The following is a 14,674-nucleotide window of genomic DNA, read 5'->3' as shown; positions in this document are numbered from 1 at the left end:
ACAGACCGGCGCCGGAACCCGGAAGATCCCCTTCACGTTTCGCGTTCGGGGCGTCACTCAGCGGGCATGAACAGGTGTACGAAGCACCTGACCCGCGAGTATCCGGGGAGGAAGGAAGAGACGTGACCGAGGGGGCCGGCGTGCGTGCCGGGGAGCTGCCCGACGACCTGACGGCGGCCGAGGCCGGAATGTGGCAGGCGTTCCGCAACGGCAGCGTGTACGACCTGAGCAGCGGCGACCCCGTGGTGGACGATCCGCACGGCGGCCACCCCTGGGGCGAGGAGCGGACCGTGCGGGCCCGGATCGTCTGCTGGCTGCTCCTGGACGGCCCGCCCGCCCTGGCCGGCCGGGTGTCCTCGCTGAAGCTGGCCGGCGTGCTGATCAGCGGCTCGCTGGACCTCGCGGGCGGCACGGTGGTGCCGTACGTCGAGATGCGCCAGTGCCGCTTCGAGGAGGACGTGCTGCTGCCGGAGGCCCGCTTCACGACCGTACGGATGGTGGACTGCTCGGTGCCGCGACTGGAGGCGGCCCGGGTGCAGACGGAGGGCGATCTGCATCTGCCGCGCTGCCGCTTCCACCGCGGCATCCGGCTCACGGACGCGCAGATCGGCACGGACCTGATGCTCAACCAGGCGATCGTGCACCGGGACCGCAGCGGCCGGTCGATCGCCGCGGACGGCCTGACGGTCGGCCAGGACTTACAGGCGGAGCTGCTGGAGTCGCACGGCGAGCTGAGCCTGCGCGCCGCCACCATCGGCGTGTCGCTGAGCCTGCGCGGCGCCCGCCTGGCCAACCCGTACGAGCGGCTCGCCTTCAACGCCCCGCAGCTGACCGTCGAGCGCAGCCTGTATCTGACCCCGGCGGGCGTCGGCGCCCAGGCGATGAGCGGGATGACCCCGGCGCGCGGGACGCGGATCCAGCGGTTCTCGTGCGAGGGCGGGATCCGCCTGGACGACGGGCGGTTCGGTGACGCGGTCGACTTCGAGCGGGCCAGGTTCACCCTCACCGAGGACCAGGAGCTGTCACTGCGCCGAGTGCAGACGCCGGAGCTGCGGTTCCTCGGCGAGCATCCCGCGCGCGGGCGTGTCGTGCTGTCGGGGGCGAAGATCGTCAACCTGATGGACCGGGCGGACGCCTGGCCCGGCCCGGGGCGGCTGCACATGGGCGGCTTCACCTACGAGAACCTCGTGCCGCGCGGGCCGTTCCCGCTGGCCGAGCGGCTGGACTGGGTGGCGGCGGCGACCGCCGAGTACAACCCGGAGCCGTACGAGCGGCTCGCGGCGGTGCTGCGGGCCGGCGGGGAGGACGAGGACGCCCGCGAGGTGCTGCTCGCCAAGCAGCGCCGGCACCGGGAGAGCCTGCCGCCGGCCGCCAAGCTGTGGGGCTACGCGCAGGACTGGACGGTCGCCTACGGGTACCGGCCGGCCCGGGCCGCGGTGTGGATGGCGGTGCTGTGGGCGGCGGGCTCGCTCGCCTTCGCCCAGGCCGGGCATCCGCCGCTGAAGCGCGGTGAGCATCCGGAGTGGAACCCCACGCTGTTCACGCTCGATCTGCTGCTGCCGGTGATCGACCTCGGCCAGGTGGGCTTCTGGCAGTTGCGCGGGGGCTGGCAGTGGCTGGCGACGGCCATGATCCTGCTGGGCTGGATCCTGGCGACGACGGTGGCGGCGGGGGCGACGCGGTTGCTGCGTCGCAACTGATGAGGCTGATGTGACCAGCGTTGTTGAACTGTCACACTTTTACGTTCTCTTGACCATAGGGCGTACAACTTTCCGCGAGTTCACCGAACGATCTGGCGCCGCCATGACCAGCGGACTTTCAATGGTCGACACCATGGCCATGCAGCTTCCGTTCATCCGCCCGGGCCGGATGACAAGGACCGCTCCCCGCCCCGTCAGCAGGCCGCGCGCCGACGACGAGGTGGTGCTCGACGCGCCCGACGCCCGCCTCAGTCCGGCTCTGGTCGCGGCCGCCCGCGGCGACCACGGACCGGCCTCCGGGCTGCTCCGCGCTACCCGGGCGGCGGCCGAGTGGGAGCGGCGCGACCGGTACGTGACCCGGCTGGCCGCCTTCGCCCGCTCGCGCCCCGACTGGCTGGACGCCTGGCTCGCCACGGCCCCGCAGGACCCGGACGCGCTGCTGCTCGGGGCCCAGCTGGCGGTGGACCGCGCCTGGCAGTCACCGGCCCGCGCAGAGGCGCTGCGCGAGGTGAGCCCCCTGATCACGGCCGCCGCGCGGGCCGACCACGGCGATCCCGTCCCCTGGCGGCTCGCGCTGGACCACGCGCGCGGCGCCCAGGCGGGACACAGCTACTTCGAGGAACTGTGGGCGGCGGCCGTCCGCCGCGCCCCGCACCACTACGGCTGCCACGAATCGGCCCTGCGCTATCTGGCCGCCTCCTGGCACGGTTCGCACCAGGAGTGCTTCGACTTCGCCGACCGGGCCGCCCAGGACGCGCCCGCCGACGCGCTCGTCCAGGCCCTCCCGCTGCGGGCGGCCTTCGGCTACCTCACCGACGGCTGCGGGCCCGAGCTGCCGCGCGAACGGCTGGACGCCGCCGCCGACCGGGCGATCGCGCTGTCCCCGCGACTGCCGGCGGCCGACCCTTGGCCGGCCCGGATGCGGAACCTGCTGCTCTTCGTCCTGGTGCGCCTGGAGCGCTGGCCGGACGCCCGGGAACAGCTGCTCCTGAACGGCCCGTACGCCACCTCGTTCCCCTGGGACCAGGTGTCGGACGACCCGCTCGGCCACTTCCTGCGCATACGTGACGACATACTTTCCGGAGCAGTCGTCCGGCCTGCCGGGCATCCACGGAGTGAACGGGGCGGACGAGTCCGCTCCGGCGACCATTAGGCTTTTGCGTCGTGACCACCGTCCGGCTCCCCCTCTTCCCCCTGAACTCGGTGCTGTTCCCGGGGCTCGTGCTCCCGCTCAACGTCTTCGAGGAGCGGTATCGCGCCATGATGCGCGAACTGCTGAAGACGCCGGAGGACGAGCCGCGCCGGTTCGCCGTCGTGGCGATCCGCGACGGCCACGAGGTGGCCCCGAGCGCGCCCGGCATGCCCGACCCCACGTCGCTGCCCGAGCGGGGGCCCGCCGCCGGCTTCGGCACGGACCCGGCCAAGGCGTTCCACAAGGTGGGCTGCATCGCGGACGCGGCGACGATCCGGGAGCGGACCGACGGCTCCTTCGAGGTACTGGCGACCGGCACGACCCGGGTACGGCTGCTGTCGGTGGAGGCGTCGGGTCCGTTCCTGACGGCCGAGCTGGAGACATTGCCGGAAGAACCCGGCGACGAGGCGGCGCCGTTGGCCGAGGGGGTGCTGCGGTCCTTCCGCCAGTACCAGAAGCGGCTGGCGGGCGCGCGGGAACGGTCCCTGACGACCGGCTCAGACCTGCCCGACGAGCCGGGCGTGGTGTCGTACCTGGTGGCCGCGGCGATGATGCTGGACACGCCCACCAAGCAACGCCTGCTCCAGGCGCCCGACACGGCGTCCCGGCTGCGCGACGAGCTGAAACTCCTTCGCTCCGAGACGGCCATCATCCGTAATCTGCCGTCGTTGCCGTCGTCGGACCTGACGCGCGGCCCGACGAGTCTCAACTGAAGCGGACCGGGATGGCGAAGAAGTCGAAGAAGCAGCACCAGCCGGGCGGCACCCCCGCGACCGTCGCCCTCACGGCGGCGGGCGTGGAGTTCACGGTCCACTCCTACGACCACGACCCCGCCCACCCCTCCTACGGCGAGGAGGCGGCCGAGGCGATGGGCGTCTCCCCCGACCGCGTCTTCAAGACCCTGGTGGCCGACATCGACGGCGCGCTGACGGTCGCGGTGGTCCCGGTGGCGGGCCAACTCGACCTGAAGGCCCTGGCGGCGGCGGTCGGCGGCAAACGCGCGACGATGGCCGACCCGACCCTGGCGGAACGCACGACGGGCTACGTCAGGGGCGGCATCTCTCCCCTGGGCCAGCGCAAGAAGCTCCCCACGGTCCTCGACGCATCGGCGACCTCCCACCCGACGATCTGCGTCTCGGCGGGCCGAAGAGGCCTGGAGGTGGAACTGTCCCCGGAGGACCTGACGAAGCTGACGGAGGCGGTACTGGCCCCGATCGGACGCGCCTAGCCCTTAGCTGCGGGCAATCGTGCCGCTAAGGGCGGCACGGGTGGGCGCAGCGGCACCCCGCCACGCCGGGCTGCGCACCCACCCCCGCCTCAGCCCAAACGCCGGGCACCTATGCAGCAGGCGGTGCCTCATAAGGCCCATGCCCGAGCTCCGGCTCAGGATCCCGAGGCCCGAACAACGCCATGAGCCCGAGATGCAACAGCAACGCGGCAAGCGGCCAGGCCAGCAACGCCCCCTTCGCCCCCAACTTCAGCGGCGCGGAGAACGTCACCCCCCGCCCCAGATCCCGCGCACGCGCGACCACGTCCTCCGCGGGCCCGAGCCACACCCCGACCCGCCAGGCCAGCAACGACCCGAGCAGCCCCCCGACGGCCAGCCCCACCACCAGCGGCACACCCCCACGCCGCCGCAGCAGGAACACGACCAGGGCGCTGACGACCCCGAAGGCCAGCCCGAGCAACGAGAACGTGCCGTCGACCCCGACGGCCTGCTCCCCCTCGGTGTCCTTCAGGTAGACGATCCACTTCCCCTCGACCACGTCCCCGATCAGCGGCACGTGCGGCGCGAGCCACCACCACAGCACACCGAGCAGCACCCCGCCGAGCGCCACCGCGAGGGCGACCACGCAGGCCTCCCGCACTTCCGTCTTCATGCCGGGCCCGTCCTGCCCGTACCAGCCGTGCCCGGAGTACGCGGGGTACTCGGCGTATTCGGCGTGCTGAGACCCGGGAGCCCGGGATCCGTGCCCCCCGGACCCGGCGCCCGGCGGCGGCCACGCATCCTGTGCGGAACGTTCATGCGGCGGCGGTGGCGGATTCAGTGGTGCGGTCACCCTGCCATCGTGCCAGGCCCGCCTGTGCCCCGCGTCACCGGACGATCCCTCCCCGCTCACCGGACGGCCGCCCGGCGGTACGCCCAGGTCGCCACGGCCAGCGAGATCACGCCCACGAGCCCGCACACGGCGAGGTCGCCGAGGACGAAGGCCCAGTCGGGGTGCGGCCCGAACGTCCGCGCGAAGGCCTCCACGCCGTACGTCGACGGCAGCAGGTCCCGCGTGAACCGCACGGCCTGAGGCATCCGCTCGGCCGGCAGCACGCCCAGCAGCAGCGCCGCCGACATGCCCAGCTGCCCGAGCAGCGTGGCCAGCTCGGGCCTGGGCGCGAGCAGCCCGAGCGCCGCCCCCAGCCCGGCGAGCGCGGCGCCCGCCAGCGGGATCACGGCCACCAGGATCCACAGATGGGCCAGCGGCAGCCCGAACAGCACACAGCCGAACACGGCCGTCACGACGGTCCCGGGCACGGTGAACGACGCGTACGCGCCCGCCGCGCCCAGCACCACCGCCGCCGGCGGCACCGGCAGCGTCGCGTAGTGGTCGAGCCCGCCGCTGGCCCGCAGCTGCCCGAAGTACTGCGCGAGCAGGTTCAGCGCGACGAAGGCCACCACCAGGACGGACGACCCGGCGACGACGGCCTGCGCCTCCGCCCCGTCGTCCACGACCCCGCGCATCAGGATCATGATCCCGATCGACTGGAACGTCGCCACGAACAGCAGCGGGATCCGCGCGACCCGCGCCCGGGACAGCTGCGCCCGGTACACGGCCGCCAGCGACGGCCACAGCCGCGCCCGGGGCCCGAGCTCGGCCGCGCACACGGCGGGCTCGTCCACGGCCAGGGCGCTGCCCGGCAGGACATCGGCGGGTACGACACTCACGTCGCGCTGCTCCCCTTCGTCGGGTCCACTGCGGCAGTCGCCCTGTTCGGTACGTACGCGGCGGCCCACGCACTCAAGGCCTCGGTGTTCCTCACGTTCCTCACGCCTTCACCAGCCCCTGCTGCGCGGCACCGCCCAGGGCCAGGTACACGTCCTCCAGGCTCGGCGTGGCCAGCGTGAAGTCGTCCAGGGCGGCGAAGGCGGCCCCTCCGGTGACGGTGGCGACGACCGCCCGGGCCTCCTCGGGCCCGAGCCGGAGCGTCCACAGCCGGCCCGACTCCACGGCCCGGTCCCGCAGCGCGGCCACCTCGGGGACGTGCACCGGCGCCGTGTCCCGCCACACCAGGTCGACCCGCACCTCGCCGGCGACCTGCTCCTTGAGCCCGGCCGGGGTGTCGCAGGCGATCACCCGCCCCCGGTCGAGGACGGCCACCCGGTCCAGCACGGTCTCGGCCTCGATGACGTTGTGGGTGACGAGCAGCACGGTCGTCCCGCGGTCGGCCCGCCGCCGGTCGACGGCGGACCACACGGCCCGCCGCGCCACCGGGTCCATGCCGGTGGTCGGCTCGTCGAGCACGAGCAGCGGCCGCTCCCCCACCAGCGCCGCGGCGAAGCATGCCAGGCGCCGCTGGCCCCCGGAGAGCTTCTTCAGCGGCCGACCGGCGAGCGGCGCGAGCCCCAGCTCGTCGAGGACGTCGTCCCGCTCGGCCCGCGCCCGCCGGATGTCCAGGCCGCGCAGGCGCCCGGTGGTCTCGGCGGCGAGCGACACGGTCAGCTCGTCGAGGGCGGTGGACTCCTGACCGAGGTAGGCGAGGATCCGCGCGGCCCGTTCCGGGTGGCGCACGATGTCGTGCCCGAGGATCTCCACGCCGCCGCGGTCGGGCCGCATCAGCCCGGTGAGCTGCCGTACGAGGGTGGACTTGCCGGCGCCGTTCGGCCCGAGCAGGCCGAAGATCTCGCCGCGCCGGATGTCCAGCGTCACGTCGTCCGTGGCGCGGACCTCGGGTGTTCCGGGGGCGCCGCGCCGGCCGCGGACGGCCGGGTAGGTCTTGGTGAGCCCGCGCACCGCGCACACGACGTCACCATCGTGCCGAAATGCCTGTGCCGCGCGCTTACTCACAAGCAACGAGACTACGGGGTCGACTGCCCCGGCCCGCTCTCGGGTCGGTCCACAACGGGAAATCCGTCGGCAAAGTTCTCATTCGCCGACGGGCGCGTGCTCCACTCCCGTGCGCACGCCGATCTCCTTCCAGAAACCTGCCCGGATGGCGTACCGGTCCCGCTCGTCGATCTGGTCGTCCTTGTGGGCGAGCAGGCCGAAGCGGGCGGCGTAGCGCAGCAGCTCCCCGTCGACGCGGTGCGGGATGCGCGGGTACATCCCGGACAGTTTCTGCAGGTGGCCCTGGTCGCCCAGGCGCTCGACCCAGCGCCGGGCGAAGACCTGCCCCACCTCGTAGGGGTCGCCGCCGACGGTGGTGATGTCCTCCTCGCGGTCGGCCCACCGCTGCTCGGCCGTGGTCAGCTGGGCGAGCGTCGGCATCGAGGCGGCCTCGGGGGGCTCGGCCGTGGGCCGGTCGACCCAGCCCTTGTCGGAGGACCAGCGGAGGGTGGCTGAGGCGGGCTGCTGGGCGGACTGGGGGCCGGGGGCGCGCAGGGCGGCCAGGTCTTTGGGCGTGGGGACGCCTTTGGCGGCGGGCGCCCGTTCCTCCGCGCCGTTCTGCCCGGGGCCGGTCGCGGGGTGCTGCGGCTGCGGGGCGGGGCGCTCGGTCGCGGCGGCGAGCGCGGACTCGGGCAGCGGGGCGGACAGGATCGCGGCGATCTCGGGCCGGGTCGCGGGCTGCGGGGCGCACACGCCGGTGTGCTCCTTGGCGCGGACGGCCTTGGTGATCCACGCCCGGTCCAGGACGCGCCGCTCGTCGGCCTCGGCGACCAGGTCCTCGGACTGGTTGTAGTCGCCGTCGGCGGCCTGCACGGCCCACAGGTGGACGGCGACGCCGTGCTCCTTGGCGGCCATCATGCCGGGCAGCAGATCGCCGTCGCCGGTGACGAGGACGACGTCGGAGCAGGCGCGGTTGCGGGCCAGCTCGGTGAGCTCGGCGTGCATCGCGGCGTCCACGCCCTTCTGCGCCCAGCGGCCGTCGCTGCGGGTCAGCGCGCCGAGCCGGACGGTGACCCGGGGCATCACGCGCAGCCTGCGGTGCTCGGGCTGCGGGACGCGGTCGGGGGCGCCGTCGAACCAGTAGATCCGCAGCAGCGGCTGCTGGGTGTCCGACTCGGCGCGCTCGCGCAGCCCCTGGATGAGGGCGGTGTGGTCGACGGTGATCCGGGATCGTGAGGGTTCCCCGGCGAGGAGACTCGCCGCCGCCCCCAGCAGATACCCCGCGTCCACCAGGACGATGCAGCGGTCCACACGACTCACCCTCTTCCCGGGAGGTTTGCTTCGGGCTTGCTTCGAGTCTGCCCGACGGCGCGGAGGTTAACGGCCGGAACTCGATCTTCGGCGTGGCGTTTCGCTCCGGCCCGCTCCGACTGCCCCTGTCACGCAGGGTAATTGTCCGACATGCGATCGTTGTCGGCCTGTGTGAATCTGGTCCCGGCCCTGGCCCCTAGATCCCCCACAGGAGGCATCACCATGGCCAAGAACAAGAACCGTGACCGTAAGCAGCAGCGTCCGACCGAGCGCGGGCAGCGGGCGGACCGCAGCCCCGCGGCCCAGACGGAGCCCCAGCCCGAGGTCGAGCTGACCCCCGGCGACGTGGCGTCCCGCAAGCGGAAGCGCAGCTTCGGCCACAACTGACATCGGTGTAACGGGTTGTTGAGACCCACGCACATACGTGAGGGGCGTACCAGGTACCGGGTACGCCCCTCACGCGCGTCAAGAGCCCGCTCCCGCGGCGTCAGCCCGCCAGGCAGGACGGTCCGAGCAGCACCTTCAGATCGCCGAAGAGCGCCGGGTCCGGCTTCACCCGGTGCCGGTCCAGGCGCAGCACGGTCGTCTTGGTCGGCCCCTGGAGCTTGATCCGGACCTCGCTGTCGCCCTTGTGGTGGCTGAGGACCTCGCCGAGGCGGCTGACCAGCGGCGGGGTGACCCGCGTGGCCGGGATGGTCAGTACGACGGGCGCGTTGGTGCCCGCGTTCGACAGGTCGGGGACCTGCAGCTCCATCGCGACCAGCCGCGGCACGTCCTCGCGCTTGTCGAGGCGGCCCTTGACGAACACCACGGCGTCCTCGACGAGTTGGGTCGAGACGAGCTGGTACGTCGCCGGGAAGAACATGCACTCGATCGAGCCCGCGAGGTCCTCGACGGTGGCGATGGCCCAGGCGTTGCCCTGCTTGGTCATCTTGCGCTGGAGGCCGGAGATGATGCCGCCGATGGTGACGACCGCGCCGTCCGCGTGCTCCCCGCCGGTCAGCTGGGAGATGCCCGCGTCGGCCTTGTCGGACAGGATGTGCTCCAGGCCGAACAGCGGGTGGTCGGAGACGTACAGACCGAGCATCTCCCGCTCCTGGGCGAGCAGATAGGTCTTGTCCCACTCGTCGGTGGTGAACTCCACGTCGAGCCCGAAGCCCGGCTCGCTGCTGTCGGCCTCGCCCATGCCGCCGAAGAGGTCGAACTGCCCCTCGGCCTCCTTGCGCTTGACCGCGACCACGTTGTCGATCATCGGCTCGTACTGTGCGGTGAGGCCCTTGCGGGTGTGGCCCATGGCGTCGAAGGCGCCGGCCTTGATCAGCGACTCGGTGGTGCGCTTGTTGCAGACCACCGCGTCCACCTTGTCGAGGTAGTCCGGGAACGAGGTGTACTTCCCCTTGGCCTTGCGGCACCTGATGATCGACTCGACGACGTTCGTACCGACGTTGCGGACGGCGGAGAGGCCGAAGAGGATCACGTCGTCGCCCTGGGCGGCGAAGTTGGACATCGACTCGTTGACGTCCGGCGGGAGCACCTTGATGCCCATGCGGCGGCACTCGTTGAGGTAGACGGCCGACTTGTCCTTGTCGTCCTTCACGGACGTGAGGAGCGCGGCCATGTACTCGGCGGGGTGGTTCGCCTTGAGGTACGCCGTCCAGTACGAGACGAGTCCGTACGCGGCGGAGTGCGCCTTGTTGAACGCGTAGCCGGCGAAGGGGACCAGCACGTCCCAGAGCGCCTGGATGGCCTCGTCGCTGTAGCCCTTCTTGCGGGCACCTTCCTTGAACAGGACGAAGTTCTTCGCCAGTTCCTCGGGCTTCTTCTTGCCCATCACGCGGCGGAGGATGTCGGCCTCGCCGAGCGAGTAGCCGGCGATGATCTGGGCGGCCTTCTGCACCTGCTCCTGGTAGACGATCAGGCCGTAGGTGACGTCCAGGACCTCCTTGAGCGGCTCCTCCAGTTCGGGGTGGATCGGCGTGATCTCCTGCTGCCCGTTCTTGCGCAGCGCGTAGTTCGTGTGGGAGTTCATGCCCATCGGGCCCGGGCGGTACAGGGCCGACACGGCGGAGATGTCTTCGAAGTTGTCCGGCTTCATCAGCCGGAGCAGGGAGCGCATGGGGCCGCCGTCGAACTGGAAGACGCCGAGGGTGTCGCCGCGCTGGAGCAGTTCGAAGGTCGTGGGGTCGTCGAGCGGGAGGCTCAGGAGATCGATGTCGATCCCCTTGTTGGACTTCACCATCTTGACGGCGTCGTCCATGATCGTCAGGTTGCGCAGGCCCAGGAAGTCCATCTTCAGCAGGCCGAGCGACTCACAGCTCGGGTAGTCCCACTGCGTGATGGTCACGCCGTCGGTGTGCCTGACCCAGACGGGCACGTGGTCGGTGATGGTCTCGCTGGACATGATCACGCCGGCGGCGTGCACACCCATCTGCCGGACCAGGCCCTCGACGCCCTTGGCGGTGTCGATGACCTTCTTCACGTCCGGCTCGTTCTCGTACATCGCCCGGATCTCGCCCGCCTCCGAGTAGCGGGGGTGCTCGGGGTTGGTGATGCCGTCGAGGTTGATGCCCTTGCCGAGGACGTCGGCGGGCATGGCCTTGGTGAGGCGGTCGCCCATCGCGTACGGGTAGCCCAGCACGCGCGCGGAGTCCTTGATCGCGTTCTTGGCCTTGATGGTGCCGTACGTGCCGATCATGGCGACCTTGTCGGCGCCGTACTTCTCCGTCACGTACCGGATCACCTCGACGCGCCGGCGCTCGTCGAAGTCGATGTCGACATCGGGCATGGAGATGCGCTCGGGGTTGAGGAACCGCTCGAAGATCAGGCCGTGCGGGATGGGGTCGAGGTCGGTGATGCCGAGGGCGTAGGCGACGATCGAGCCGGCCGCGGAGCCCCGGCCGGGGCCGACCGCGATGCCCTGCTTCTTGGCCCACATGATGAAGTCGGCGACCACGAGGAAGTAGCCCGGGAAGCCCATCGAGATGATGGTGTCCATCTCGTACTCGGCCTGCTTCATGCGGTCGTCCGGGATGCCGTCCGGGAAGCGGCGGTGCATGCCGCGGATGACTTCCTCGCGGAACCAGCTGACCTCCGTGTACCCCTCCGGGATGTCGAACTTGGGCATCAGGTCGCGCTTTTCGAACATGCCCGTGGTGTCGACCATCTCGGCGATCAGCCGGGTGTTGGCGCAGCCCTCCTGCCAGGCGTCCGAGGAGTCGATGGCGTACATCTCGTCCGTGGACTTCAGGTAGTAGCCGGTGCCGTCGAACTTGAAGCGGTCCGGGTCGGAGAGGTTCTTGCCGGTCTGGATGCACAGCAGCGCGTCGTGGGCGCTCGCCTCGTGCGCGTACGTGTAGTGCGAGTCGTTGGTGACCAGCGGGGGGATGCCGAGCTTCTTGCCGATCTCCAGCAGGCCGTCGCGGACCCGGTGCTCGATCTCGATGCCGTGGTCCATCAGCTCCAGGAAGTAGCGGTCCTTGCCGAAGATGTCCTGGTAGTCGGCGGCGGCCTTGAGGGCCTCGTCGAAGTGGCCGAGGCGCAGCCGGGTCTGGACCTCGCCGGAGGGGCAGCCGGTGGAGGCGACGATGCCCTCGGACCACTTGGCGATGGTCTCCTTGTCCATCCGGGGCCACTTCTGGAGCCAGCCCTCGGCGTACGCGTCCGAGGAGAGCCGGAAGAGGTTGTGCAGGCCGGTCTTGTTCACCGCCCACATCGTCTTGTGGGTGTAACCACCGGAACCGGAGACGTCGTCCCGCTTCTGGTGCGGCTGGCCCCACTGGATCTTGCGCTTGTTGCGGCGCGACTCGGGCGCGACGTACGCCTCGATGCCGATGATCGGCGTGACCCCGGCCTTCTGCGCAGAGTGGAAGAAGTCGTACGCCCCGTGGAGGTTGCCGTGGTCGGACATGGCGATGTGCGACATGCCCATCTCGTTGCACGCGTTGAACATGTCCTTCAGCCGCGCGGCACCGTCCAGCAGCGAGTACTGGGTGTGGACGTGCAGGTGCGTGAACGGCGGCTTTGACACGGCTGCGGCCTCCAGGGAAAACATACGTCGAATGGGGTCCGACAGGCTGCGGACAGTCTGGGGGACAGCGTCGAAGTCTATGCCTCGCCAGTGACACTCGGGGGCCTGACCCGCGTACCTTCGTGCGGGGCTCGCGGGCACTCCCGCGGACCGCCGCACGTTAGGCAGAGGGCGGACCTGCCGTCCTCAGACGCATGCACCAGGAGGCACCCAGCGATGTCGTTCCCGCAGCTCGACGACGAGCACCGCGGTGAGGAAATTCTCGCCGTCTTCGACACCGCCTTCGGCGAGCTCCTGGCCGCCGACCCGGCCGCGTTCCGCGTGAAGTTCCGGAAGATGGCGGCCTCGGCCTTCGCGTTCTACCGGGGCACGGCGTGCCTCTTCTACCACGATCTCGACGAGGAGAAGCGGGGCGGGCCGTTCCTGGACGAGCGCACCTCGCGCGTGTGGATCCACGGCGACCTGCACGCGGAGAACTTCGGCACGTACATGGACGCCAACGGCCGCCTGATCTTCAACGTCAACGACTTCGACGAGGCCTACGTCGGCCCCTTCACGTGGGACCTGAAGCGCTTCGCCGCCTCCATCGCCCTCATCGGGTACGCCAAGGCGCTCAGCGACGAGCAGATCTCCGAGCTGGTGACGATCTACGCGGTCGCCTACCGCGAGCGGATCCACGCCCTGGCCACCGGCGCCAAGAGCGACGAGGTGCCCCCGTTCACGCTGGACACGGCACAGGGCCCGCTGCTGGACGCGCTGCGTGACGCCCGGTCGCTGACCCGGTTCGGGCTGCTGGAGTCGATGACGGAGATCCGCGACTTCGAGCGCCGCTTCGCGTCCGGGGGCGGCTCCGTCGAGCTGGACGCGGCCACGCGCTACAAGGTCCTCGCCGCCTTCGACGGCTACCTGGAGACGCTCCCGGACAGCTCGCTGGCCCGCCCGGACTCCTACCGCGTGAAGGACGTCGTCGGCCGGCGCGGCATCGGCATCGGCTCGGCGGGGCTGCCGTCGTACAACATCCTGCTGGAGGGCCACAGCGACGCCCTGGAGAACGATGTGGTGATCTACATCAAGCAGGCCCAGACCCCGGCCGTCTCCCGGCACATCACGGACCAGGCGATCCGCGACTACTTCCAGCACGAGGGGCACCGCACGGTCATCTCCCAGCGCGCCCTCCAGGCGCACGCCGACCCGTGGCTGGGCTGGACGGAGCTGGACGGCGCGGGCCAGCTGGTGGCCGAGGTCTCGCCGTACGCGGTGGATCTCGACTGGGGCGACATCGACGACGCGGAGGAGATCGCCCAGGTCGTGGCCGACCTCGGCAGGGCCACGGCCACGATGCACTCGGCGGCGGACGACCAGTCCGGTGAGTCCCTGGTGCCGTTCTCCACGGAGCGGGCCATCGACGCGGCGATCGCGGCGGACGAGGAGGGCTTCGCGCCGCTGCTGATCGACTTCGCGCACGGCTACGGCGCACGCGCGCGTGCCGACCACCAGACCTTCGTGGACCTGTTCCGCAACGGCCGGATCCCGGGTCTGTAAGGATCCCTGAGCCGGGGCTTTGGCCGTCCGCTCCCGCACAGGCATCCTTTCTCTCACAGGCATCCTTTAGGGGTCCCTTACCGGCCCCCGTGACAGACTCTCCTCTCGCTATGGACATATCCGGGATCCCGCTCAGAGCCGTACGCGCGGCGCTGTTCACGGCAGTGGTCGTGACGCTCAGCACCGCGTCGCACGTGCTGCTGTCCCAGGTCCCGCTCCCGATGGGCACGGTGGCCGCGGTCGCCGCCACCGTGTTCGTGATCGCGTACGCCCTGGCGGGCCGAGAGCGCTCCTTCGGGCGGATCGCGGCCCTGCTGATCCCGCTGGAACTGGCCGCCGACACGGTGTTCACCACGGGACAGCACGCCTGTTACGGCCGGTCGGGCGGCCCGGTCGCCGGCCCGCTGCGGTCGGTCGGCCTGGACGTGCTGTGCGGGGGCGGTGAGATCGGCACACCGCTGGCCCGTATGGCCGGGGCCACGGGCACCGAACGCCTCGCCGCCGCGGTGGCGCACGCCGACCCGGCCACCGCCTGGCTGCTGCTCGGCGCGCACATCGGCGTGGGACTGGCCGCCGCCGTCTGGCTGCGCCGGGGCGAGCGGGCCCTGGCCCAGCTGCTGCGCGCCGTGGGGGCGACCACCTTCCGGCCGCTGCTGCTGGCGGTCGCCGCGGTGACGGTGACGCGGGCCCCGGCCGGGCGCCTGCTGCCATCGCGGACCCCCGACCGCACGCCCACCGCCCGCGAGCGGATCCTCGCCCACTGTCTGGGACGGCGTGGACCGCCGTGCTCGCCCGCCTTCGCGTGAGGCACCTTTCGAGCACCGGCGGTCCCCCTTACGTATTGCGCACACGACCTGTGCGCGTC

General features: G+C 71.4%; 12 protein-coding genes. 7 read left to right on the top strand and 5 right to left on the bottom strand.

Going from position 1 to position 14,674, the window contains the following annotated elements; translation table 11 throughout:
- Positions 1 to 122: 122 nt before the first annotated feature.
- From ACIBL4_RS14905 to ybaK, 4 genes are all read left to right on the top strand, one after another.
- Entirely contained in the window at positions 123 to 1,700 is a 1,578-nt protein-coding gene (locus tag ACIBL4_RS14905) for an oxidoreductase (RefSeq protein WP_399409939.1), read from the top strand.
- Positions 1,701 to 1,821: 121 nt separating this feature from the next.
- A complete protein-coding gene (locus tag ACIBL4_RS14900; protein WP_399410582.1) occupies positions 1,822 to 2,853 on the top strand; it encodes a hypothetical protein in 1,032 nt (343 codons plus the stop codon).
- An 11-nt stretch (positions 2,854 to 2,864) separates the two neighbouring features.
- On the top strand, positions 2,865 to 3,605 hold the full coding sequence (locus tag ACIBL4_RS14895) for an LON peptidase substrate-binding domain-containing protein (RefSeq protein ID WP_399409937.1): 741 nt from the start codon (positions 2,865 to 2,867) through the stop codon (positions 3,603 to 3,605).
- 11 nt (positions 3,606 to 3,616) lie between these two features.
- Entirely contained in the window at positions 3,617 to 4,120 is a 504-nt protein-coding gene (gene ybaK / locus ACIBL4_RS14890) for a Cys-tRNA(Pro) deacylase (protein ID WP_399409935.1), read from the top strand.
- 109 nt (positions 4,121 to 4,229) lie between these two features.
- Here ybaK and ACIBL4_RS14885 read toward each other — a convergent pair whose 3' ends face one another.
- From ACIBL4_RS14885 to ACIBL4_RS14870, 4 genes are all read right to left on the bottom strand, one after another.
- On the bottom strand, positions 4,230 to 4,952 hold the full coding sequence (locus tag ACIBL4_RS14885; protein ID WP_399409932.1) for an AAA family ATPase: 723 nt from the start codon (positions 4,950 to 4,952) through the stop codon (positions 4,230 to 4,232).
- A gap of 56 nt (positions 4,953 to 5,008) precedes the next feature.
- Positions 5,009 to 5,830 (bottom strand): ABC transporter permease, encoded by an 822-nt coding sequence (locus tag ACIBL4_RS14880; RefSeq protein WP_399409930.1) that lies wholly within the window; start codon positions 5,828 to 5,830, stop codon positions 5,009 to 5,011.
- Between the two features lie 100 nt (positions 5,831 to 5,930).
- Complete coding sequence (locus tag ACIBL4_RS14875) at positions 5,931 to 6,905, bottom strand: ABC transporter ATP-binding protein (RefSeq protein WP_399410580.1); 975 nt, start codon at positions 6,903 to 6,905, stop codon at positions 5,931 to 5,933.
- A 123-nt stretch (positions 6,906 to 7,028) separates the two neighbouring features.
- On the bottom strand, positions 7,029 to 8,240 hold the full coding sequence (locus tag ACIBL4_RS14870; RefSeq protein ID WP_399409928.1) for an NYN domain-containing protein: 1,212 nt from the start codon (positions 8,238 to 8,240) through the stop codon (positions 7,029 to 7,031).
- A 222-nt stretch (positions 8,241 to 8,462) separates the two neighbouring features.
- Between ACIBL4_RS14870 and ACIBL4_RS14865 the strand changes: the two genes are divergently transcribed.
- Positions 8,463 to 8,627 carry a hypothetical protein gene (locus ACIBL4_RS14865; protein WP_399409926.1) on the top strand — a complete coding sequence of 55 codons (165 nt, stop codon included), beginning with the start codon at positions 8,463 to 8,465 and terminating at the stop codon, positions 8,625 to 8,627.
- Between the two features lie 100 nt (positions 8,628 to 8,727).
- Here ACIBL4_RS14865 and dnaE read toward each other — a convergent pair whose 3' ends face one another.
- On the bottom strand, positions 8,728 to 12,267 hold the full coding sequence (gene dnaE / locus ACIBL4_RS14860; protein ID WP_399409924.1) for a DNA polymerase III subunit alpha: 3,540 nt from the start codon (positions 12,265 to 12,267) through the stop codon (positions 8,728 to 8,730).
- Between the two features lie 216 nt (positions 12,268 to 12,483).
- On the opposite strand from dnaE, the gene ACIBL4_RS14855 reads away from it, so the two are divergent.
- Both ACIBL4_RS14855 and ACIBL4_RS14850 read left to right on the top strand, forming a co-directional pair.
- Complete coding sequence (locus tag ACIBL4_RS14855) at positions 12,484 to 13,809, top strand: DUF2252 domain-containing protein (RefSeq protein WP_399409922.1); 1,326 nt, start codon at positions 12,484 to 12,486, stop codon at positions 13,807 to 13,809.
- 110 nt (positions 13,810 to 13,919) lie between these two features.
- Positions 13,920 to 14,615, top strand: a complete 696-nt coding sequence (locus ACIBL4_RS14850; protein ID WP_399409920.1) for a hypothetical protein — start codon at positions 13,920 to 13,922, stop codon at positions 14,613 to 14,615.
- Positions 14,616 to 14,674: the final 59 nt, after the last annotated feature.

This window comes from Streptomyces sp. NPDC050416 (genome assembly GCF_044458845.1).
Taxonomy (GTDB): domain Bacteria; phylum Actinomycetota; class Actinomycetes; order Streptomycetales; family Streptomycetaceae; genus Streptomyces.
Note: the sequence above shows the minus strand (reverse complement) of the source record. Positions and strands in the feature narration are given on the sequence as shown.